Consider the following 19,795-nt stretch of genomic DNA (forward strand, 5'->3'; position numbering starts at 1 on the left):
AGTTTGATAGTATAAATTTGTTCGGATATCTTTCCAACAGCTGCAATCAATGCTATAATCCTAGTTAACTTAAACAGAACAGCACTCATATAATCGCAGGAATATGGCCTGCAAGTTTCTACCGGATTGCCGCAAACGATCTGACTATGAGTAAGCTTAAGTGCGGACCGGCCTGGATTTTATTCAGGTCTCTAAAGGCATTGCTTACTTCATAGTAGGCGATGCCTTTTTTGATGCCCGGGAAACCGTCAAAGAGGACCTGGTGGAAAAGTGTAAGGCAGGCGGGTCTTCATTATCCATCGAGTGCCTTTGTTCTGTTGGCAAAATGAATGGAAAAGGAGTTTTACACATGCAGCTGCTAAAAGAGAAAATCATAATGGATGGAACTGTTTTAAACGAACAGGTTCTGAAGGTAGACTCCTTCTTAAATCACCAAATTGACCCTTTGCTGATGCACGAGATCGGCAAGGAATTTGCAAACCGGTTTCAAGATGCAGGAATCACCAAAATAGTTACCCTTGAATCATCCGGCATTGCACCGTCGGTTATGGCAGGCTTACACCTTGGCGTTCCCATTGTTTTTGCAAGAAAAAGAAAGTCCCTGACTCTGACTGACCAGCTATTAACAGCATCTGTGTATTCTTTTACAAAACAGGAAGAGAACGTGATCGCTGTTTCCGGTTCACATTTGAATGAAAAGGATTGTGTGTTGATTATCGATGATTTTCTGGCCAATGGACAAGCAGCAAAAGGACTGGCACAGATCACGGAACTAGCAGGAGCCAAGCTTGCAGGGATTGGCATCGTGATTGAAAAAGCTTTCCAGGAGGGGGGAAGAGCCTTGAGAGAGGGCGGCGTCAGAGTCGAATCACTGGCTCGTATTGAATCCCTTGAAAACGGAAAGGTATCCTTTGCAGAGGAGGAAGCGGCGCTATGAAACTGACGGCAGGAAAAACGGCTTCCCTCGCGATTCAGCATGTGTTAGCCATGTATGCAGGAGCGATGATTGTTCCCCTCATCGTCGGCAGTTCTCTCGGGTTAAATGGCGAGCAGCTGACCTATCTCGTATCCATCGATATTTTCATGTGCGGGGCTGCGACCTTGCTGCAGATTTACACGAACAGGTTTTTTGGAATCGGCCTGCCCGTTGTCCTCGGCTGCACCTTTACCGCGGTAGGGCCGATGATTGCCATCGGCTCGGAATACGGCCTCTCCTCTGTATACGGGGCTATTCTCGCTTCCGGACTTTTTGTTCTTTTGATGGCAGGTGTCTTCAGCAAAATCGCAAAGTTTTTCCCGCCGGTAGTAACTGGCTCTGTTGTAACAATTATCGGAATCACCCTGATTCCCGTTGCGATGGGGAACATGGCAGGGGGAGAGGGAAGCAGCGATTTTGGTGCGGCTTCTAACCTTGCGCTTGCCTTTGGTGTTCTTTTTTCCATCATCCTTTTGTTCAAATTTACAAAAGGGTTTATCCGTTCCATCTCCATTCTGATTGGCCTGGCCGCTGGAACGATAGCGGGTGCATGGATGGGAAAAGCTGATTTCCAGGCGGTGCAGGACGCTTCGTGGCTGTCCGGAATAAAGCCGTTTTACTTCGGAGCTCCATCCTTTGAATGGGCCCCCATCCTTACGATGATTCTTGTAGCAATCGTCAGCATGATTGAATCAACAGGAGTGTATGCGGCAGTAGCAGATATTTGCGGGAAAAAAATCGGTGAAAAGGATCTTGCCAGGGGATACAGGGCAGAAGGAGCGGCTTATATCCTTGGCGCAGTGTTTAATGCATTTCCCTATACGGCATACTCTCAAAATGTAGGCCTCATTCAGCTTTCAGGCATTAAGACAAAAAAGGTAATCTTTACTGCCGCCATGATGCTGGTCCTTCTCGGGCTAGTCCCCAAAATTGCGGCGCTTACTACGGTTATACCAGCTCCTGTCCTTGGAGGAGCGATGGTCGCTATGTTTGGAATGGTCATTGCCTACGGCATTAAAATGCTGTCCCAAGTTGATTTTACTTCCCAGGAGAATCTATTGATCATTGCATGCTCAATCGGGATTGGCATGGGGGTTACAGCCGTTCCGGACATGTTTGCCCAGCTGCCTGAAGCAGTGAAAATCTTGACTAGCAATGGGATTGTGGCTGGAAGTACAGCCGCCATTTTACTGAATTTGCTGCTGAATATGCGGCCTGATGACAAAAGCAAAAGCCGGTTTGAATCAAACCGCATGGATAATACCAGAGTCTCGTGATATTCATGACCAAAGAGACGGCTTTAAATAAGAACGATAATAAGCTAAGCGATGAGTTTTCAATATAAAGGCTATGTTAAAGCATGGTGTTGATTTTTCACACCTGTTGATTGGAGCAGAAGGCGTGAGACTCCGAGCTAAGAGCAGCGGGACAGGTAAGACCCCGCCCAAGGATAAGCGAGCGCCTGCAGCGGAAATCAACAGCCAAGTTTAACAGAGCTAATAAAAAAAGGCATCCGTTCGGAACAATGCGGATGCTTTTTCCATGTAAGCTCGTATGATAGTATGCCAGGCTGCCATTTGCATAGTCAGATGGCCTCACTGTTTCACCTGCTCTGCAGAATTTTCCGCATTTAGGGTTGCCCCATATCCTATGCAAATAGGCTGTTTTCCGCTGTAAATGAAACCTTCAGAGAGCCTTCCTGTTTTTCAGCTTGTGACTGGTGGGCATCCGATTTTCCAACAAGTCTTGGCGTTGTGATGTCGAGCTTAATGCCTTTTGAAGATAGAGAAGTCGCCATTTGGCCGGCGGCCATATTGGCAAATTCCCCAATAAAAGAATGAAGCATTTCACCTTCAAGTGCCATCCCATATAATTTTAAACCAAAATCTTTAAAAATTTCCTCGTCGCCTTCAATAAGCAGACTGCCTTTTACTTCCCCGATAATCCCAACTTCAACCGCAGCAAAACGGCTGATCTCCAAATCAAGAAACGTGCCGGGAATCATGGTTTTAATTGAATCAAACGTACTAGAAATGATCATATCATAAGCGGTAGTTGTCATTAAAATAGTTCCTCCGACTTATTTTCTTCGTTTTCATCATACCATAGTTCCGGATAATTCGAACACTGCTTTCGCTTGAAATTTGTCGAAAATTGTTTCATAATTGTGTTCTTGCAGGGCAAATATAAGATTGAGTAAGGAGCTGATCGGCAATGCTGATGGAAATTCCAATAAAACAGATTAACGTAAAAGACGGCCGGACGGCCACGATTCGCCCGGTTCATGAAGAAGATGCATCCGGTATCATTGCGGCTGCAATAGAAGTCGTTCAATCCGGTGTTTACATACAGAAAGAAAAAGTGCGGTCTCTTGACGAAGAGCGCGCGTTTATTGCAGAAATGAAAGCGAAAGATAATATGTATGCTGTAATCGAACTGGACGGAGAAATAGCGGGGATAGCGAGAGTCATCCGGGGAGATTTAAAAATGAAGCGTCATACAGGCCTGTTCCGGACGTGGCTTGCGGGTTCTGCACAGGGCCTGGGCCTTGGAAAAGAGGCCATGGCTTATACTTTGGAGTGGTGCAGACTTCATAATCTTCACAAATTGTGCCTTACTGTTTTTAAAAGCAATGAAATTGCCGCGAAGCTTTATGAAAAAGCAGGGTTTTCAGTAGAAGGGATACAGAAGGAACAAGTATACCTGAATGGACGGTATGATGACGAAATTTTTATGGCTTATTTTTTTTAAAGGGCAGTGACCAGATATTGATCCGGTTCTTTCATCTGACAGATGAGAGAACCGGATTTTTATTTTGAATGAGAAGGGGAGTGAATGGAAATAGTATCCTTATTCTAATCAAAGGTTGTGCATATATGGGATACATACTTTCCTGCGGAACTTCAACGCCTGCTTATGAAATAAACCAGGAGACTGGAGCGAAATTTGCGGAAGAAATGTTCCGTGGGTCCTTTAAAGATCTCCCAAGACTTCTTAAAGCGTTTCAAAATGGAGAAATTGAATCCAGGCAATTTGTGGAGCCGATGGAATGGTATTCATCAGAACATTCATTGGAGGAGAAAAACAGCCGCTATTGCACGCATGCTGTTCAGCATGGAACTGTGGCTGTCGACCGTGCGCTCAACAATCCGGACTTCCTTTATTCCGGTGTCAGCTGCTCAGAGATAGATGCGATTTTTTTCATTTCAAGCACAGGGCTTTCCACACCGAGCATCGATGCGAAAATAATCAATCATCTGCCCTTCAAGGAAAGCGTTAAAAGAATTCCGGTGTGGGGGCTGGGATGTGCTGGAGGCGCTTCAGGGCTTGCAAGGGCGCTTGATTACTGCAAAGCATACCCTGATGCTTGTGTTCTTGTGCTGTCCGTAGAATTATGCAGTCTCACTTTTCAAAGAGGGGACCTGTCCAAAAGCAATCTGATCGGAACCTCCTTATTTGCCGATGGCATTGCCTGTATGCTTGTAGCAGGCAGCGAGTCACACCTGCTGGAGCTTTCTAAGCTCAGGTTTATGCCAAACCTTAAAGCCTCAAAGTCTGTTTTTATGAGGAATTCAGAAGAGGTAATGGGCTGGGATGTCAAAAATGACGGGCTGCATGTTGTTTTTTCCAGGGATATCCCGGCGATTATCCAAAACTGGCTTGGTCCAAACGTCCGGACCTTTTTAGAGGACCAGGGGGTTTCTCAGGAGCAGATTGGCATGTTTCTCGCTCATCCCGGAGGAAAAAAGGTACTGGATGCCTATACAAAAACACTGAATCTGAACGACGATGCACTCCTGCACAGCAGGGAAATTTTAAGAAAGCATGGAAATATGTCTTCGGCGACCGTTTTTTATGTCATTCAAAGGGCAATGAAGGAGAAACAATCTTCGCGGCCGGCGCTTTCCTTATCCGGAGCCCTCGGACCCGGATTTTGCGCTGAGCTGCTTCTGATTAAATGGGAGGAAATGGAATGACGGTAATACTGCTGTTAACGGTGATGGTTTTGCAGCGTTTGTCGGAACTGGTTATCGCCAGTAGCAATGAAAAGAAGCTCAAAGGCCTGGGCGGTGTAGAATATGGGCAAAACCACTATCCGTATATGGTCATTCTGCATGCTGCCTTTTTGCTTACGCTTGCAGGGGAAATTTTTCTTTTCAGCAGGACCATTTCTCCGTTATGGGGCATCATCGTCCCGTTAATTTTGATCACACAGGTCATACGGTATTGGGCCATTGCCACCCTCGGAACAAGATGGAATACGAAGATTATCCTCATGCCGGAGGAAAACGTCGTCGTAAAGGGGCCTTACCACTATTTTCGCCATCCAAATTATGTGGCAGTAACAGCCGAAATCCTATTATTTCCGCTCCTTTTTCAGGCATATGGCACAGCCATCCTGTTTACAGCTCTAAATGCGCTGATGCTTTCCGTCAGAATCCCTGCAGAAGAGCAGGCATTAAAGGAGCATACAGATTATACAGCTGCTTTCAGGCTGAACAACAGCCAGCCGGAATCTGAATCATGATTGCTTGCATTGAAAATCCGTGATACTGTAAAAGCAGGTTGAAAATCGTTCTCAATTGGGGGGTCATTATGATTGTGGCAGCTATAGCCTTTTTAGCATTTTTGTACACAGGATTAACCCGATTTATTTTAAAGAAAGTATTCACTGCATGATAAAAGTATGGCTGCCTGCAGGCAGTTTTTTTTTGCTTTCAGGCCGCCAAATTTGTCTTGAAAAGACCCGCTAAGAACCTTCAGGCTAAAGTCTATCTGTGCATGGTTTCTGCCGCCCCTCAACCGGAAATCAGGACTTAAAAAGCAGCCGGAGCCAACCTGAAAGCAGGCCTGTCCGGATTCCGCACGGCGAATTTGAGCCCTTCTTCCGTTTGGAGAGGAATACTTCTTTCGGAAAACGCATAAAACAGGTGCCTATATGCGAACTTTTCTGTAAAATAGAAGGAAATGAACATTCAAAGGGGTATGTTTCATGGCAGTCTATCAGCAGGATTCAGCACTAAAGCCGCTAGTATCAATTCAAAATGAAATGAGCGGCTCACAGGATGTAAAATCGGCAGCTAAGTTGGACGATCTGATTTTAAAAGCCATGAGCGGTGAAAAGCAAGTAGCGTTTACCGGTCATTTTTCAGCAGGAAAATCCACTCTCATAAACACATTGCTTCAGGAAGAAATTTTGCCTGCAAGCCCGATTCCTACAAGTGCAAATCTTGTTTACGTCCGGAACGGGCAAAATAGGATTTTACTTGACTTGCACTCCGGCGAACAGGCTGAAGCGAATCCGGAGCTTGAGCTTGACGAACTGCAGCGCTATTGCAGGGAAGGGGAAGAGATTGCAAGAATTCATCTATGGAAGCCATCGGAGGAGCTGCCCCAGTCGGTAGCTCTTATTGACACGCCAGGGGTTGATTCAAATGATTCATCCCATATGGAGTCCACTCTATCTGCCTTGCATGCAGCAGATTTTATTTTTTATGTAACCGATTATAATCACGTTCAGTCAGCAGGAACGATTGAATTTGTAAAAAGGCTCATAGATGATGGCCAGGAAGCGGCTCTAATCGTGAACCAGATTGATAAGCATCAGGAGCAGGAGCTTTCATTTTCTCAATTTAAAGAGAGGATTGCCGGTAGCTTTGCAGCTATCGGTTTGGGAGAGAGCCGCATCTATTACACCACCATGAAAGAACCCGGCCATAAGCACAATGAATTAAAAAGAGTAAAGCAAACGCTTCAGGAGCAGCTGGCCGATTCTAAAGTAAGAAGCGAAACGAGCCAGGCTGAGCTCGTAATAACCGAGCATATCCGGGTTCTGGAAGATCGTGAAAACGTCAGTACAGAAGAAAGACGTTCCCTTGAAGAAAGAGGCAATCAGCTGGCAGCGGAAATTCAGCGGATTAAAGACAGCGAAACGGATCAAAAGCAAAAGATTGCGGCTGCTGTACGTCAGGCGAAATCTGAACTGGCTCAGGTTCTGTCGAATGCCAATATTACCCCTTTTGAAGTGAGGGAGCAGGCTAAACGGTATATTGAATCCAAGCGGCCCGGTTTTAAGGCCGGGTTGTTTTTCTCGAAAAAAAAGACCGAAGAGGCAATCAAAGCAAGGCAAGATGAATTTATTGCGTCCTTAAAGGAGCTTACTGCTTCTCAAATCGATTGGCATCTTAAGGAATTGCTTTTGAAAACGGCTGGGCTCCTCGGTGTAAAAGAGCAGTCGGGGACTGACATTTCCGAATTCGTCACACCCCATATGGAAACAGCGGCGGCTAAAGGACTTTTGCCGGGAGCAGATCCTACACCAGAATTTGTGATGAACTATTCAAAGCAAACAGCAGATATCATTAAAAACGAAGCAAAGAAACAGGCGCTTTCCATCCTTGAAAACATAGAGATCAAAGCTGTGGAAAGGTCAAGTAATCCAGAGTCTGCTGCCCGGATGGGTTCTCTCCTTACGGAAGCGGCAGAAAATGATCAAAAGCTGCTGGCCATTTTAAAGCTTCTTGAGAAAAAGGAGTATATGCTGAAAGTGCTGCATCGGGAGATTCCGGCTGCTGCCGATGCCAAAGAGTGGATTCAAAGCAGAAAGAACAAGGACATGGCCCGGTATTCCCCCCTTCGTTCCACGGTCAAGGGAACAGATGCTGTCAAGAACGGCAGGGAGGAACGGGCTCCGCTAATCAGCAAGTCCATTCAGACGAACAAAGTCTTAGACCGCGCACGTGCATTAACGGCTGTAACAGAAGGGGTAAAAGGGCTAGAGGAAAGAATCAGGCTGATTAAAGAAAAGTCGGGCCGGGTAGAGCAAAGGACCTTTACAATCGCATTGTTCGGGGCATTCAGTGCCGGAAAATCGGCAGCGGCAAACGCGCTGCTTGGCGAAAAGATTCTGCCATCCTCCCCTAATCCGACGACTGCAGCCATCAACAGGATCGTGCCGGTAACGGATGAACATGTCCATGGCCGTGTTGCCATCAAAAGAAAGACTCCTTTGCAGCTAATGGAAGAATTAAAGGAAATTCACCCGGCGGGGCCCTTCACGGACCAGCCTTCGTTTTCATCTTTACTGGAGGATATCCGAGCCTTGCTTGCCGGAGGGGCGCTGGACTCAAAAAGGAAAGACAAACTAGCGGTATATGAAGCAGGATTGCAGCAAGAGCAGTGGGGAGACGAATCTGTACTCTGGACGGATCTTACCCATTTTAGTCCATACGTATCAGACGAAAAATTAGCTGCACTTGTGGAAGAAGCGGTTATTTATTATGACTGCCCCCTTACGAGAAGAGGGGTTTCCCTTGTTGATACGCCTGGTGCGGATTCACTTAACAAGCGGCATACAAAAGTTGCTTTCCAATTCATAAAGCAGTGTGACGCGCTTCTCTATGTAACCTACTACAACCATCCTTTTTCAAAAGGGGACCGTGAATTCGTTCAGCAGCTTGGCCGGGTAAAAGACGCTTTTTCCCTCGATAAAATGTTTTTCCTGATCAATGCCATTGATTTGGCTAAAAACGGTCAAGAGGCTGCCGAAGTGAAAGAATACATTGAATCCCAGCTTGCTTTCGAGGGAGTCCGAACTCCGAGAATGTTCGGGATTTCCAGCCTATATGAACTTGCAGGAAAAAAGCTTTCTGTACCGTCCGATTTTGAACGCTTTCAAAACGAATTGTCGGGCTTTATTGAACACGATCTCGTAGAGACTGCAGTTACCTCTCTAAAAGACGAAATGAACGGGGCAGTAAGCCAGCTGCAGGAATATAAGAAAGAAGCAGATAAAAGCAGTGATGAAAAGAAGGCGGCATTTGCACAAAAGCAAATGGAGCTTGTAGACGGTGTCCGGTACCTTGAATCTGTGAGCATTCTTCCATACAGCAGGAGGTCCGGGCAGGAAATAAAGGAGCAGCTTTACTATTTGATTCAGCGGCTCGGCCTGCAATTTCCAGATTTGTTCAAAGCCCACTTCCATCCTGGTATTTTCAATCAGGAGGGCGCTGCCAAGCTGATTCTGGCAGAGCAGATGGAAGAACTGCTTCAAGTACTTAATCACCGGTTAATGCAGGAACTTCAGGCAATCACTCTGAGAATGGAAAAGAAATCTGGACAGCTGATAGGGGAAATGACAGAAAAACTCTCAGCAGGACTGGCTTCCATTATGAATCTTTCCCGCTTGACCTCTCCGGAATTTAAAGAGATGGAAACGCCCCCTCTTGGAAATATACTCGAAGGGAACGCATCTGCCTTTAAGAAGGAAATCAGCTTATTCACAAGCACAAAAGCCTTTTTTGAAAAAAATGAGCGGGCAGCGATGAGCGTTGCAGTATGGGAGAAAATTCACAGAGAACTGACTGACAGGCTGGCGGAAACCGAAACCGGCTTTGCAAATTTTTATGAGATAAAGCTTGAAGAAATGGCAAATATGGTCAAAGAAAAATTTAAAAAGGATGCTGAATCCCATTGCAGAGGTTTTGAGGATTTGTATTCGGATAGTTCCAAGCCCGAAACGATGAAGGAGATCCACAGCAGGGCGGTTGCCATAATGGAGGATCTATGACTGTAAAAAAAACAGACTATCAGTGCTGTGCAGCATGTGTGCATTTCCAGCCTGTAAAAATGACAGGAGGCGGCATGAACTATTTCTGCAGCAGACTCGGATATGAAACGAAGCCTCACTATTCGTTCGCATGCTGGGAACCTAAGCCATCCGTCATAAATTTAATGAAAAAAAGAGGGGAATCCTAAATGGAAGAAGTTCATAAAGCAATCAGCAGGCATTCACAAACCCAGCATGAGGAAGTGCGCTATTTTGCACAGTTAGATGCTATGCGGGAAGAAAAAATTGAAGAAGCAATCGTCAAATGCGAGAAGCAGGAGCCTTTTACCGTTACTGAAATTAATGAACTATCCAAGAAAATGAATGCCCTCGCTCGTAAAGTAAATCTCCCGCCACGTCGTTTAATCACGGTTGAAATGGTCAGGGAGTTTGTGGAAACGAGGAAATAACCGGTCCATACAGGCTGATTTTGCACACAATAGAGTTAATTCCCTTTGAAAGGGGGGTTACGCAGTGGGCAAAACAAAAGCAGCCAACTCAAATGCAATGGCCAATAATAATGCAAAAAAGAAAAATGGCTTGCATCATGAATTTGCTTCCTACGCTGAAGCAGAAGCAGCAAAGCTCAGCAATACAAAAAAGACCAAATCCTGACCGGGTTTGGTTTTTTTTTCTGTTTGACGGGAACCATGAAAGTCCACTCACTCTTTTGAACGCAACGTGATTCCGAGCAGAACAAAACCTTAGAGGAATGTCTGGTAAAATTATCCTCACCTTCCTGAATGCTATTCCCGGAAATGGATAGTCATTTCGCGCCTTCTAAGGATTTGTGGTAAAATTGCAATACGAGAGCAAAGGAGCGGATTAAAATGGAACGAAAAACAGATATACTGCTTGTAGACGGAATGGCCCTGCTATTCAGGGCGTTTTTTGCGACATCCGTCCACGGCAATTTTATGGTAAACAGCAAAGGTGTGCCTACAAATGCAGTGAGCGGCTTTTTGAAGCATTTGCTTATGGGCATTGATGCCTTTAAGCCTTCTAAGGTCATCTGCTGCTGGGATATGGGAAGCAAAACGTTCAGAACGGAGTCCTTTCAGCATTACAAAGCAAACCGAAATGAACCGCCAATTGAATTGCTTCCCCAGTTTGATATGGCAAAGGAAGCGGCTGCTTCCCTGGGAATTCCGAACATCGGGGTCAAGGGGTATGAAGCGGACGATTGCATCGGGACAATTGCTTCCCAATTAAAAGATACGATGAGCATCAAAATTCTGACGGGGGATCGGGATCTTCTTCAGCTGCTTGATGAGAATGTTGAGGTCATCCTTCTCCAGAAAGGCATGGGGCAATACCTCCCGTACAGTGTGGAATCGTTTCAGGTGGAAAAAGGCATCCACCCCTCTAAGCTGATTGATGTAAAAGGCCTGATGGGAGACTCAAGCGACAATTATCCGGGAGTTAGAGGAATCGGAGAGAAAACAGCGTACAAGCTGATCAAGGAGCATCAGTCCGTTGATCAGCTTCTTGAAAGCCTCCATATGCTCACTCCTTCGCAAAGAAAGAAAATCGAAGAAGACATGGAGATGCTCCATTTATCAAGATCGCTCGCTGAAATTCACTGTCAGGTTCCGCTGGACTATGCTTTAGAAGAAGCCATGCTCAGCATTAACCTTAATATGGCTCAAGCGTGGCTGCTTAATGCGGAAATCAGAGGGATGGACGGGCTCATCAAAAGGGCGGCAGAAAGAGAAGCCGTTTAAACAGCCAAGGACAGGGATGGCGTGAAATGGATCTCCCCGCACTCCAGTTATCGTTTAAATAGAATCAATCAGTCCATGATCAGGACAAAGGCGCCAATCTTCGACAGTTTTTAATAAAAAAATCTGGTAGTTTTGCGAAATTTGACGTACTATTCTAGAGGGCAGTTATTTCCTTTCTGGAGGCGGATGTCTGATATGGCTAACGATCTGGCAGAGTATCTGGATCAAATGTACTGGAAAGGGTTTAAATTCGGAGATGAAGCAATCGGTTTTATTTACTTCGGCAAAAGCTTTACCGGAGCTAAAGACAGCCAGGTCATTTCTGCAATTGAGCATACCTTAAAGATACAGAAATCTTTTGAAGGCTCCTTCTACTTGTCTCTTCTGGAGGCTTTTGTGGAAGGGCAGGTTCGGACCAAGGCCGAAGCGCTGCGGAAAGTCCAATCCCTCAAGCTTTTATAATGGCCCGTATACCAGGCATAACTAAGAAAATCAAAGCCAGCGGCAGCTGGCTATTTTTTGTTTTTTTGTATCCCTTCCTTCGCCGCACGGTCAGCTGGATTATGTTTGGACGGAATCCATTTAATAAAAAACAGATCAAGCCGGTCTATCATCAGCAAGGCCTCTTCCAGCAAAGGGGTAAAGCGTTTGTTTTTGACATATCGGTTTTCTGCGGCTCTTTCTACAATCTGTGAGTCTGTCCGGAAAGAAACAGTGTTGAATTCCCGTTCCATACACAATCTTAGAGCTAAAACAAGCGCGTGGAACTCAGCCTCATGATTGGACATTTCGCCTAATGGAAAGGAAAAAGATTCAGTTTTTCCGCTGTTTTTAATGATAATGCCGGCTCCTGAAGGGCCGGGATCGCCTGCACTGGCTCCATCAATGTAAACTTCGATCATGCAAGTCAGCCTTTCTTTAAAAACTATGCCGGTCTGCATTTAATGAAAAAGCATGTTAAAATGTAAAAATGCGGCATGCAAAACACTTCCATAGTGTAGCATAAGAATATACAATAAGTCTTAAGATTTTCATGTCTCAAGGAGGCAAATGCGATGAGAGTCAGAATAAATTGGACCTACCAGTCCCCTAAAGCGAAACAAACCGTGTTATTTCAATCCGACGAATTGGAAGCAGATTCGGCTCTCATGCTTTCGCACGATCTGGAAAAGACAGGCAGGACGAAAACATTGGAGTTTTTGGATTCCAGAGGAACAGCCTGGAGCAAAAAGGAATTGGGAAAACTTATGGAGGAGCTTGAGAGCGAGCCTTCTTCCGTAACTGTATTTTTTGACGGAAGCTATGAGAAGGAAACGGGCAATAGCGGCGCGGGTGCTGCTATTTATTATACGTTAGAAAAAGAAAAATTCAGGATAAGAATGAACCGGAAAATAGATGAATTATCATCAAACAATGAAGCAGAATTTGCTGCACTGCTGCTTGCCGCAAATGGATTGGCTGATCTTGGTGTAAAGGGTCAGGATGTATCGTTTAAAGGAGACTCACTGGTTGTAATAAACCAGCTCTCCGGTGAATGGCCCTGCTATGAAGAGCAGCATCAGATGTGGATCGGCCGCATTGAGGCAGTCCTGTCTGCCGCTCATATAACGGGGGATTTCCAATCTGTTCCCAGAAAAGAGAACAAAGAGGCAGATCAGCTTGCCAAACAGGCAGTCCTTGGTGTAGAAGTCAGCAGCCAAATTAAACTGGATTAATTGGAGTGAACAAAATGAAGAGGAAACAAAAACTGGATGAAATCGGAGAACTTCTTGATACGTACTGTGTGGACTGCCTCTTAAAGCAGCATTTTCGAAAAGAGCAAGGAAAAACATACGCTCACTCTTTTTGCATCAGTCAATGCACAGTCGGGCTGAAATTGAAAGAGCTGGGAGAAAAACTTTCCTGATTGACGATACGGGGGGCGTTCTTATTAGTCCTGCCGAGAGAAAATAGGCGTAACAAAACCCCCGGAAACCGGGGGTTTTCTTTGTGGTAATGTCTCGTCAGGCTGATTGAAGCGAAAGGTCATGTACGGATGCATGTGCAGCGGGCAGCGGCAAGACCTTGCGTAAAGATTGAGTATCACTGCCTGCAGAGCTGAAAAAGTGAAATGTAAAATCAAAAAAGAGTTAAACGGGCTTACTGGTCAGTCCCTTTTTTCTGTGCTTCATTCAGCTGATGTTCGCACTGATCGAGTAATTTTCGCTGATTATCGAGAAATAATTGATCGACCCCTGTCAGCTTAACCTGCTCCAGCTGGGTTTTTGCATTTTCAATGGATTGCTGTGCATGCTTTAAGGCTTCTGGGTCCATGCTCATCGTTCCGGCCCCCGTCATTTTCTGGGAAGCCTCAATCGCGAGCTTAACCTGTGCTAAATCATTGTAGCCATTGTATTCGCTGTTTTGGTTCATTTTGATGCACCTCCAATAATAATATGAGGCTGATGGAAAAAAAATATGCGAAATCGTGACTTAAAGGGTGCAAAAAGATGAATTTACTGGTATATTCGTTATAACGGATAAAAATAGTTCATAAGAACGACTTTTTGTAAAAAGAAGGGATGATCAGGAACAGTTTTTAACCTGACCCAGAAGGGAGCAATTAGGGAGCGTGAAAAATAAACACCTTGAAGAACATATTAAACAGGCGTTCACAGAGATCTATCAGGATCTGGATAAGCTTGTATATATTGCAAACCATGCCAACGTATTTAATCATTTAGAAATTACGCGTGTTGAAAAGAAGATCAAGCAAAATGTGAAGGCTATTGAATATTTAATGGTTAACAGCAAATAAAAAGAGACCGGATACCCGGTCTCTTTTGATCTATTGGTCAGTCTCATGGATTATAGTTTTGTTACGTTTGCTGCTTGAGGTCCGCGGTTCCCTTCAACAATTTCAAAAGAAACTTCCTGACCTTCTTCAAGCGACTTGAAGCCGTCTCCCTGAATAGCAGTGAAGTGAACGAAAACATCGTCTCCGCCTTCCATTTCAATAAATCCGAAGCCTTTTTCATTGTTGAACCATTTTACTTTACCGTTTTGCATATTACATAATCCTCCTAATTTCTGTAGCGCAGTAACAGCGCTAAAAAAAGTATTCACCATTATGCCAAATGCTTTTATACCTTTTTTTGCACACCCAGCCTAATGATGCTTTTAATATACAAAAAAAAAAGCGGGCAGTCAAGAAGCGGGAAGGAGATTTTCGCGAAATTTTCTGAATTGGTAAGAACAGCAGTGAACTCATAAAATATTGACTTCCGGGCATGTTAATTTCAAACCGGGCTATTCTTAAATCGTTAATATAGGGAGGCGATCAGAAATGGCTAAAGGATACCAAGAGGAATCCTATATAGCGAACAAAGAACTGGAAGAAGCTTTGAAAAATGATACAAAAGTCTGTACTGCAGGAATGTATAATGTCGAAGCAGCACCATTAGTTATAAACGAGGAGCCCAAAAAGGAGCAGCAGTAGGCTCCTTTTTTTTATGGTTCATTTTTGCAGGGGATTTGTGCCCATACGGAGAAGTGGTAAGGGAAGGGCGGGGAATAAACTACATATGAAAAAAATGAGCGGATTCAACTGGAGCCGGGAGGCAGAGCAGCTATGGAATGGTCATTCAGCAAATTGGCACGCACGCAGCATGGATATGTGGGAGAACGGAAGCAGAAAAGAAATTATCCCATTCTTTGAAAAACATTTATCCCCACCGGCTGAAGTGCTTGACATCGGATGTGGAGACGGCTATGGGTCAATGAAGCTTGCGCAGCACGGTTATTCAGTAACAGGGGTTGATTTCTCGAGTGAAATGATTTCCATAGCAAAGGGTTCAGGCGAAATGGATAATCTTTCATTCATTATGGGGGATGTTATGAACCTGCCTTTAAAGGAAAATGCTGCAGATGCATTGATGGTCATTAACTGCCTGGAGTGGACAGATGATCCAAGGCAGGCGGTCCATGAGCTGGGGAGAGTGCTGAAGCCGGGAGGATATGCATGCATCGGGATCCTGGGGCCGACAGCGGGTCCGAGAGTGAAGAGCTACCCGAGGCTCAACAGCGAACCATCCGTATGCAATACGATGATGCCATGGGAATTTGTAAGGCTGGCAGAAGAAAACAATTTGAAACCATTGGCTGAGCACCACGTATATAAAGATGGAGTTACGAGCGGACTCACGGGTTCTTTAAGCTTTGAATTGCGCCAGGCACTATCATTTTTAACATTATTTATGCTTCAAAACGAAAAGGGGAGAAAATAATGGACGATCGCTACTCAATCAGGGAGTTTGTAGAGAGCACGAAACAATCAGAAAAAAAACAGGGCTTTTTCGAGCTGGAAACTCCGCGTATGCTGGAAGTGAATTTAAATGGTCAGGTCTGGTCAAAAGCCGGTGCGATGATTGCCTACAATGGGCAGGTTAAATTTGAGAGAGAGGGGGTCCTGGAGCATGGCGTTGGCAAGTTTTTGAAAAAAGCATTTACAGGCGAAGGGTCCTCTCTGATGAAAGCCAATGGGAACGGCAAGCTTTACTTAGCGGATCAAGGGAAAAAGATCACCATTCTATCGCTTCAGAACGAATCCATTACGGTAAACGGCAACGATTTGCTTGCATTCGAACCTTCAGTCAGCTGGGATATCAAATTGATGAGGAAAGTGGCCGGTATGCTTTCCGGAGGATTATTTAATATCCATTTATCAGGAAACGGATTAGTGGCGATCACCTCACATTATGAACCTTTAACATTGTTTGCAGAGCCGGGACGCCCGGTTTATACCGATCCTAACGCAACCGTAGCCTGGTCAGGAGGACTTAAGCCGGAGTTCGTAACAGATGTGTCCTTAAAAACCTTTCTTGGAAGAGGCAGCGGAGAGTCGATTCAGATGAAATTCGAAGGAGAAGGATTTGTAGTTGTCCAGCCCTTCGAAGAAATTTATTTAAGCCAGCAAAGTTAAATGTTAAAAAACCATGCCAGTTCGGCATGGTTTTTTCTCTAGTGGGAAACGGACTCATAAAGGGATCCTGCATTGTCAAAAGTCTTTACATGATGGAGCCATCCAGTTTTGGAAGCCTTTATGGTCCCATCGTGATCCAGCCTGACAATGGTCATGAACGGATAATGGTTTTTCGTTCTGTACCTGACATCGAACCACCTTACTTCGTATCCGCTGTTTGATTTAATAAGAATGGGGTGGGCCCATTCCGCATTCACAAGGAAGTGCTGAACATTTTGATCTCTAAGGGAAAACTGGACAATGGGCTCATCCTCTTCAACCTTATTAAACGTATGAACCCATTCTATTTTTCCTCTGCGAAATTCTCCTGTCCGGAACTCCCGATCAGATTCAGCGCAAACATTCCAAATTCCCCACCGAATAGTCGGAATCGCTTTTGTTTTGAAAAAGTCAGACTCCAGGCTTTTGGCTGCCTTATGGCGTACAGACCTGGAGGCAAAGGCTCTTTGAATGATATAAAGAAGCATAATAGCATAAACAAAAGCAAATACGATCCCTGAGGAAAACCCGGCTCCCCATAAGACAAAGCCAATGATATGAAGAACCATAATAAAGGGGTCAAAAATATAAACAGCATCAAACGTGATCCATTTTTTATAGAAGGGTCTGCCTGCCTGGGTCCCATAGGAATTAAACAGGTCCACGAAAACATGGATGAGAACAGCTGCTAAAATCCAGGCGGACAAATGAAGCACAGGCACCCCTTGAAAAAAGGGAAGGATGCAGACGGTCAGCAGGAGGGTCCATAGTAACCATGCAAAAATGGAATGAGAGCCTGCTCTATGATGCCTCAAATACGCGCCTTCTCCTTTAAAGAGCTTGACGGCATAATCAAAATCGGGTGCGTTGGAGCCCAGTATTGTACCTGCAAGAACAGCCTGGGCGAGTGCAGAGTCATTTGCTACTGCCGGATCAAGGGCAGATAAGCCTGCAAGTCCGGCACCCATTGCGATGTGAGTGCTTGTATCCATTGTTTCCCTCCGAGAAGCAAGTCGTTGCCCCGGCATCCTAAGTTCCAACTGTGATCGTACTGCGGTCAGTAATTAACCGAGCCAACCATCTTTTTCTGGTTCTCTTTTGTAATTCTGTATGCTTCTTCAATAATATCATCTAAGATGACATCGGCAGAGGCAGCATGGTGAAGCTTTTTAATATTTTCTTTCATATTGGAAAGCAATTGCCCGTTAGTAAGCAGGTAATCTACACTTTCCTGAATTTCTTCATATTTGTTTACGACGATGGCTGCACCGCTGTTTTCAAAAAAGATGGAGTTCTCTTTTTCCTGTCCGGGCACCGGTTTATAAAGAATAACCGGAAGGCCGATGGCTGCGGCTTCACTCAGCGTGATTCCTCCAGGCTTTGTAATCATGCAGGAGGCTACCCGAAACAGTTCGTCAACTCTTTCTACATATCCAAGTGCTCTGATCTGATCAGGATAGGCATTAGCAAGAGGTGTAAGGCTGTCTTTAAGCACCTGGTTTTTCCCGCAGACAACAACGGTCTGCAGATTAGTATGCTTTAAAAAAGACTGGCACAGCTCTCTGACATTTTTTAATACTCCATGAGCACCGGCCATGATCAGAAGGGTTTTTTTATCAGGATCCAGTCCGTACTTTTCCGCAAGCTCCTTTTCATTCAGCCTGTCTTCAAACTGAGGGCGGATGGGGATGCCTGTCACTTTGACGGCGGATGGCTGAATTCCGAGGCGGACAATCTTTTCTTTTACAATCCGGTTCGCTACATAATATTTATCAATGTTTTCATGAACCCAGATTTTATGAAGGCAGAAATCTGTTATCACATTGAATGTTGGAATGACGGTTCCGGTCCGTCTTCTGTATTCCGGAACGACAATCATCGGAAATGTGTTAATGATCACATCCGGGTCTTCCCGCATAATGATTTCATGAAGCCGCTTATGGCCCATTTTATAATAAAGGTTCATCATTCGCTTATTATACATTTTGTCTACTCCGTAATAGAACAAACGGTAAAATTGTTTTCCGATTGAGAAGCTCTTTAAATACAGATACTGGGTGATCTCTGAAAAAACAGGATGTGATTCGTTGTAAAGGTCACAAACGATGACATCTTCAATCCCTTTATTTCTGCAATGATTCACCAATGTGTTTGCTACCTGAACGTGCCCGTTTCCATACTTGGCCGTCAGAATCAAAACTTTTTGTTTAGATCTCAACGTTTTCACCTCAATCAAAAATAAAAAACTCACCATTTAACTTTCTGCATTCTCTGTACCTGTGCTTTAAGGATTGCTCCGTTCCGCTGGCGGCGTGGCATTATCCGTTTTTCAGGGGTACGTACGAAATGAGCCTTTATCTCTCTAACTATTAATTTATTATATAGAGTACCATATCCCCATTCCAATTTTATAAAAATAATGTAAAGTGTTTGTTATTTTCGGTTACACAGCGCTATTCGTTATCCATTTTAACAAATACAGGAATTTGATGGTACACATTTTTGTTTTTTCCTATCATTTCCCATTTTGTTCATCCCAGCTGAATGGCGTCTCCTGATAAACGTAATAATTGAGCCAGTTGGAGAAAAGCAGACTTGCATGAGATTTCCATCTGAACAAAGGTCCCTTTTCAGGATTATCTTCTTTATAATAATGCAGCGGTTTTGAGATAGACATCCCCCGTTCCAAATCCCTCCTGTATTCCTCGTCAAGAGTACCGGCATCATATTCAGGATGGCCGGTTAGAAACACCCGCCTGCCATCTTTCGACATCAGCAGGCATACACCGGCTTCTTCCGATTCGGATAAAACAATAAGGTCACCCTGCCGTGCAGCTTGTTCTTTTGATATATCTGTATGCCTCGAATGAGGAACATAGAATTCCTCATCAAATCCCCGGACAAGTTTTTCCGAAGGAGCTTTTACAATGTGGGGGAAAACGCCGAAGCATTTGCTTTCAAGCAGAATTTTTTCAACTCCATAATGATAGTACAGTCCGGCCTGTGCTCCCCAGCATATGTGCAGAGTTGAGGTCACGCGGCCGGTACTCCATTTGAGGATCTGCTGAAGCTCATTCCAGTAGGAGACCTCTTCAAAAGGCAAAAGTTCTACCGGAGCTCCGGTAATGATCAACCCGTCAAAGCTGCGATGCTTAATATGATCAAATGTGGTATAAAACTCTTTGAGGTGCTGTGGTTTTACGTTTTTCGACTTATGGGTTTTCATATGCAAAAACGTGATGTTCACCTGCAGCGGAGTATTCCCCAAAAGCCTGAGAAGCTGTGTTTCTGTCTTTTCTTTCTGGGGCATAAGATTCAAAATGAGGATATCAAGCGGTCGTATATCCTGGGAAGCAGCGCGGCGTTCATCCATAACGAAAATATTCTCATTCTCAAGAATGGCTTTTGCAGGCAGATTAGAAGGGATATTAATGGGCAACTGAAACACTCCGATCTATAGGAATTCTTGCGAAATGCATGCTGCTTTT

The 19,795-nt window shown here is 44.6% G+C and carries 24 protein-coding genes and 1 riboswitch; of the genes, 17 read left to right on the forward strand and 7 right to left on the reverse strand.

Translation table 11 applies throughout. From position 1 onward, the window contains the following. Positions 1-65 precede the first annotated feature (65 nt). Positions 66-167, forward strand: a riboswitch (purine riboswitch). Positions 168-349: 182 nt separating this feature from the next. Both ACQCVE_RS01935 and ACQCVE_RS01940 read left to right on the forward strand, forming a co-directional pair. Further along, a complete protein-coding gene (locus ACQCVE_RS01935; protein WP_426844060.1) occupies positions 350-937 on the forward strand; it encodes a xanthine phosphoribosyltransferase in 588 nt (195 codons plus the stop codon). Next, on the forward strand, positions 934-2,253 hold the full coding sequence (locus tag ACQCVE_RS01940) for a nucleobase:cation symporter-2 family protein (RefSeq protein WP_426861411.1): 1,320 nt from the start codon (positions 934-936) through the stop codon (positions 2,251-2,253). The genes ACQCVE_RS01935 and ACQCVE_RS01940 overlap by 4 nt, the downstream gene beginning before the upstream one ends. A gap of 371 nt (positions 2,254-2,624) precedes the next feature. Here the strand turns inward: ACQCVE_RS01940 and ACQCVE_RS01945 are convergent, their stop codons facing one another. Further along, complete coding sequence (locus tag ACQCVE_RS01945) at positions 2,625-3,038, reverse strand: chemotaxis protein CheX (protein WP_426844062.1); 414 nt, start codon at positions 3,036-3,038, stop codon at positions 2,625-2,627. Between the two features lie 152 nt (positions 3,039-3,190). Between ACQCVE_RS01945 and ACQCVE_RS01950 the strand changes: the two genes are divergently transcribed. The 9 genes from ACQCVE_RS01950 to ACQCVE_RS01990 all read left to right on the forward strand — a co-directional run bounded on the left by ACQCVE_RS01950 (position 3,191) and on the right by ACQCVE_RS01990 (position 11,770). Further along, positions 3,191-3,727 (forward strand): N-acetyltransferase family protein, encoded by a 537-nt coding sequence (locus ACQCVE_RS01950; RefSeq protein ID WP_426844063.1) that lies wholly within the window; start codon positions 3,191-3,193, stop codon positions 3,725-3,727. Positions 3,728-3,852: 125 nt separating this feature from the next. Then, positions 3,853-4,953: a type III polyketide synthase gene (locus ACQCVE_RS01955; RefSeq protein ID WP_426861412.1), complete on the forward strand. Its 1,101-nt coding sequence runs from the start codon at positions 3,853-3,855 to the stop codon at positions 4,951-4,953. Continuing rightward, positions 4,950-5,504, forward strand: a complete 555-nt coding sequence (locus tag ACQCVE_RS01960; protein WP_426844065.1) for an isoprenylcysteine carboxyl methyltransferase family protein — start codon at positions 4,950-4,952, stop codon at positions 5,502-5,504. The genes ACQCVE_RS01955 and ACQCVE_RS01960 overlap by 4 nt, the downstream gene beginning before the upstream one ends. A gap of 465 nt (positions 5,505-5,969) precedes the next feature. Next, positions 5,970-9,545, forward strand: a complete 3,576-nt coding sequence (locus tag ACQCVE_RS01965) for a dynamin family protein (RefSeq protein WP_426861414.1) — start codon at positions 5,970-5,972, stop codon at positions 9,543-9,545. Beyond that, positions 9,542-9,733, forward strand: a complete 192-nt coding sequence (locus ACQCVE_RS01970; RefSeq protein ID WP_426844067.1) for a hypothetical protein — start codon at positions 9,542-9,544, stop codon at positions 9,731-9,733. The genes ACQCVE_RS01965 and ACQCVE_RS01970 overlap by 4 nt, the downstream gene beginning before the upstream one ends. Beyond that, positions 9,734-9,994, forward strand: coding sequence for a DUF2533 family protein (locus ACQCVE_RS01975; RefSeq protein ID WP_426844068.1), 261 nt, complete (start codon positions 9,734-9,736; stop codon positions 9,992-9,994). Between the two features lie 64 nt (positions 9,995-10,058). Beyond that, positions 10,059-10,199, forward strand: coding sequence for a hypothetical protein (locus ACQCVE_RS01980; protein ID WP_426844069.1), 141 nt, complete (start codon positions 10,059-10,061; stop codon positions 10,197-10,199). 215 nt (positions 10,200-10,414) lie between these two features. Then, complete coding sequence (locus ACQCVE_RS01985) at positions 10,415-11,308, forward strand: 5'-3' exonuclease (protein WP_426844070.1); 894 nt, start codon at positions 10,415-10,417, stop codon at positions 11,306-11,308. Between the two features lie 195 nt (positions 11,309-11,503). Next, a complete protein-coding gene (locus ACQCVE_RS01990) occupies positions 11,504-11,770 on the forward strand; it encodes a DUF6123 family protein (RefSeq protein WP_426844071.1) in 267 nt (88 codons plus the stop codon). A 50-nt stretch (positions 11,771-11,820) separates the two neighbouring features. Here the strand turns inward: ACQCVE_RS01990 and ACQCVE_RS01995 are convergent, their stop codons facing one another. Beyond that, positions 11,821-12,210, reverse strand: a complete 390-nt coding sequence (locus ACQCVE_RS01995) for a reverse transcriptase-like protein (protein ID WP_426844072.1) — start codon at positions 12,208-12,210, stop codon at positions 11,821-11,823. A gap of 153 nt (positions 12,211-12,363) precedes the next feature. Between ACQCVE_RS01995 and ACQCVE_RS02000 the strand changes: the two genes are divergently transcribed. Together ACQCVE_RS02000 and ACQCVE_RS02005 are read left to right on the forward strand one after the other, a co-directional pair. Continuing rightward, complete coding sequence (locus ACQCVE_RS02000) at positions 12,364-13,023, forward strand: reverse transcriptase-like protein (RefSeq protein WP_426844073.1); 660 nt, start codon at positions 12,364-12,366, stop codon at positions 13,021-13,023. Between the two features lie 14 nt (positions 13,024-13,037). Next, entirely contained in the window at positions 13,038-13,214 is a 177-nt protein-coding gene (locus tag ACQCVE_RS02005; RefSeq protein WP_426844074.1) for a zinc-finger domain-containing protein, read from the forward strand. A 233-nt stretch (positions 13,215-13,447) separates the two neighbouring features. Here the strand turns inward: ACQCVE_RS02005 and ACQCVE_RS02010 are convergent, their stop codons facing one another. Beyond that, entirely contained in the window at positions 13,448-13,720 is a 273-nt protein-coding gene (locus tag ACQCVE_RS02010) for a DUF2564 family protein (protein ID WP_426844075.1), read from the reverse strand. 199 nt (positions 13,721-13,919) lie between these two features. Here ACQCVE_RS02010 and ACQCVE_RS02015 point away from each other — a divergent pair, with 199 nt between their 5' ends. Continuing rightward, complete coding sequence (locus ACQCVE_RS02015; protein WP_426844076.1) at positions 13,920-14,105, forward strand: hypothetical protein; 186 nt, start codon at positions 13,920-13,922, stop codon at positions 14,103-14,105. Between the two features lie 50 nt (positions 14,106-14,155). On the opposite strand, the gene cspD is transcribed toward ACQCVE_RS02015, so the two are convergent. Then, the gene (cspD, locus tag ACQCVE_RS02020; protein ID WP_426844077.1) at positions 14,156-14,356 is read right to left on the reverse strand and encodes a cold-shock protein CspD; all 201 of its coding nucleotides are present in this window, start codon (positions 14,354-14,356) and stop codon (positions 14,156-14,158) included. A gap of 277 nt (positions 14,357-14,633) precedes the next feature. On the opposite strand from cspD, the gene ACQCVE_RS02025 reads away from it, so the two are divergent. The 3 genes from ACQCVE_RS02025 (at position 14,634) to ACQCVE_RS02035 (ending at position 16,268) form a co-directional block, all read left to right on the forward strand. After that, on the forward strand, positions 14,634-14,786 hold the full coding sequence (locus tag ACQCVE_RS02025; protein ID WP_426844078.1) for a hypothetical protein: 153 nt from the start codon (positions 14,634-14,636) through the stop codon (positions 14,784-14,786). A gap of 94 nt (positions 14,787-14,880) precedes the next feature. Continuing rightward, a complete protein-coding gene (locus ACQCVE_RS02030; RefSeq protein ID WP_426844255.1) occupies positions 14,881-15,573 on the forward strand; it encodes a class I SAM-dependent methyltransferase in 693 nt (230 codons plus the stop codon). Beyond that, entirely contained in the window at positions 15,573-16,268 is a 696-nt protein-coding gene (locus tag ACQCVE_RS02035) for an AIM24 family protein (RefSeq protein ID WP_426844079.1), read from the forward strand. Before ACQCVE_RS02030 ends, ACQCVE_RS02035 begins: the two co-directional genes overlap by 1 nt. A 38-nt stretch (positions 16,269-16,306) precedes the next feature. Here ACQCVE_RS02035 and ACQCVE_RS02040 read toward each other — a convergent pair whose 3' ends face one another. The 3 genes from ACQCVE_RS02040 to metA form a co-directional block, all read right to left on the reverse strand. Further along, complete coding sequence (locus ACQCVE_RS02040; protein ID WP_426844080.1) at positions 16,307-17,299, reverse strand: metal-dependent hydrolase; 993 nt, start codon at positions 17,297-17,299, stop codon at positions 16,307-16,309. Between the two features lie 65 nt (positions 17,300-17,364). Beyond that, positions 17,365-18,525 carry a diglucosyl diacylglycerol synthase gene (locus ACQCVE_RS02045; RefSeq protein ID WP_426844081.1) on the reverse strand — a complete coding sequence of 387 codons (1,161 nt, stop codon included), beginning with the start codon at positions 18,523-18,525 and terminating at the stop codon, positions 17,365-17,367. 297 nt (positions 18,526-18,822) lie between these two features. Then, positions 18,823-19,746, reverse strand: coding sequence for a homoserine O-acetyltransferase MetA (gene metA / locus ACQCVE_RS02050; protein WP_426844082.1), 924 nt, complete (start codon positions 19,744-19,746; stop codon positions 18,823-18,825). Positions 19,747-19,795: the final 49 nt, after the last annotated feature.

It is taken from the genome of Metabacillus sp. 113a (assembly GCF_050107635.1).
In the GTDB taxonomy this organism is placed as follows: domain Bacteria; phylum Bacillota; class Bacilli; order Bacillales; family Bacillaceae; genus Metabacillus_B.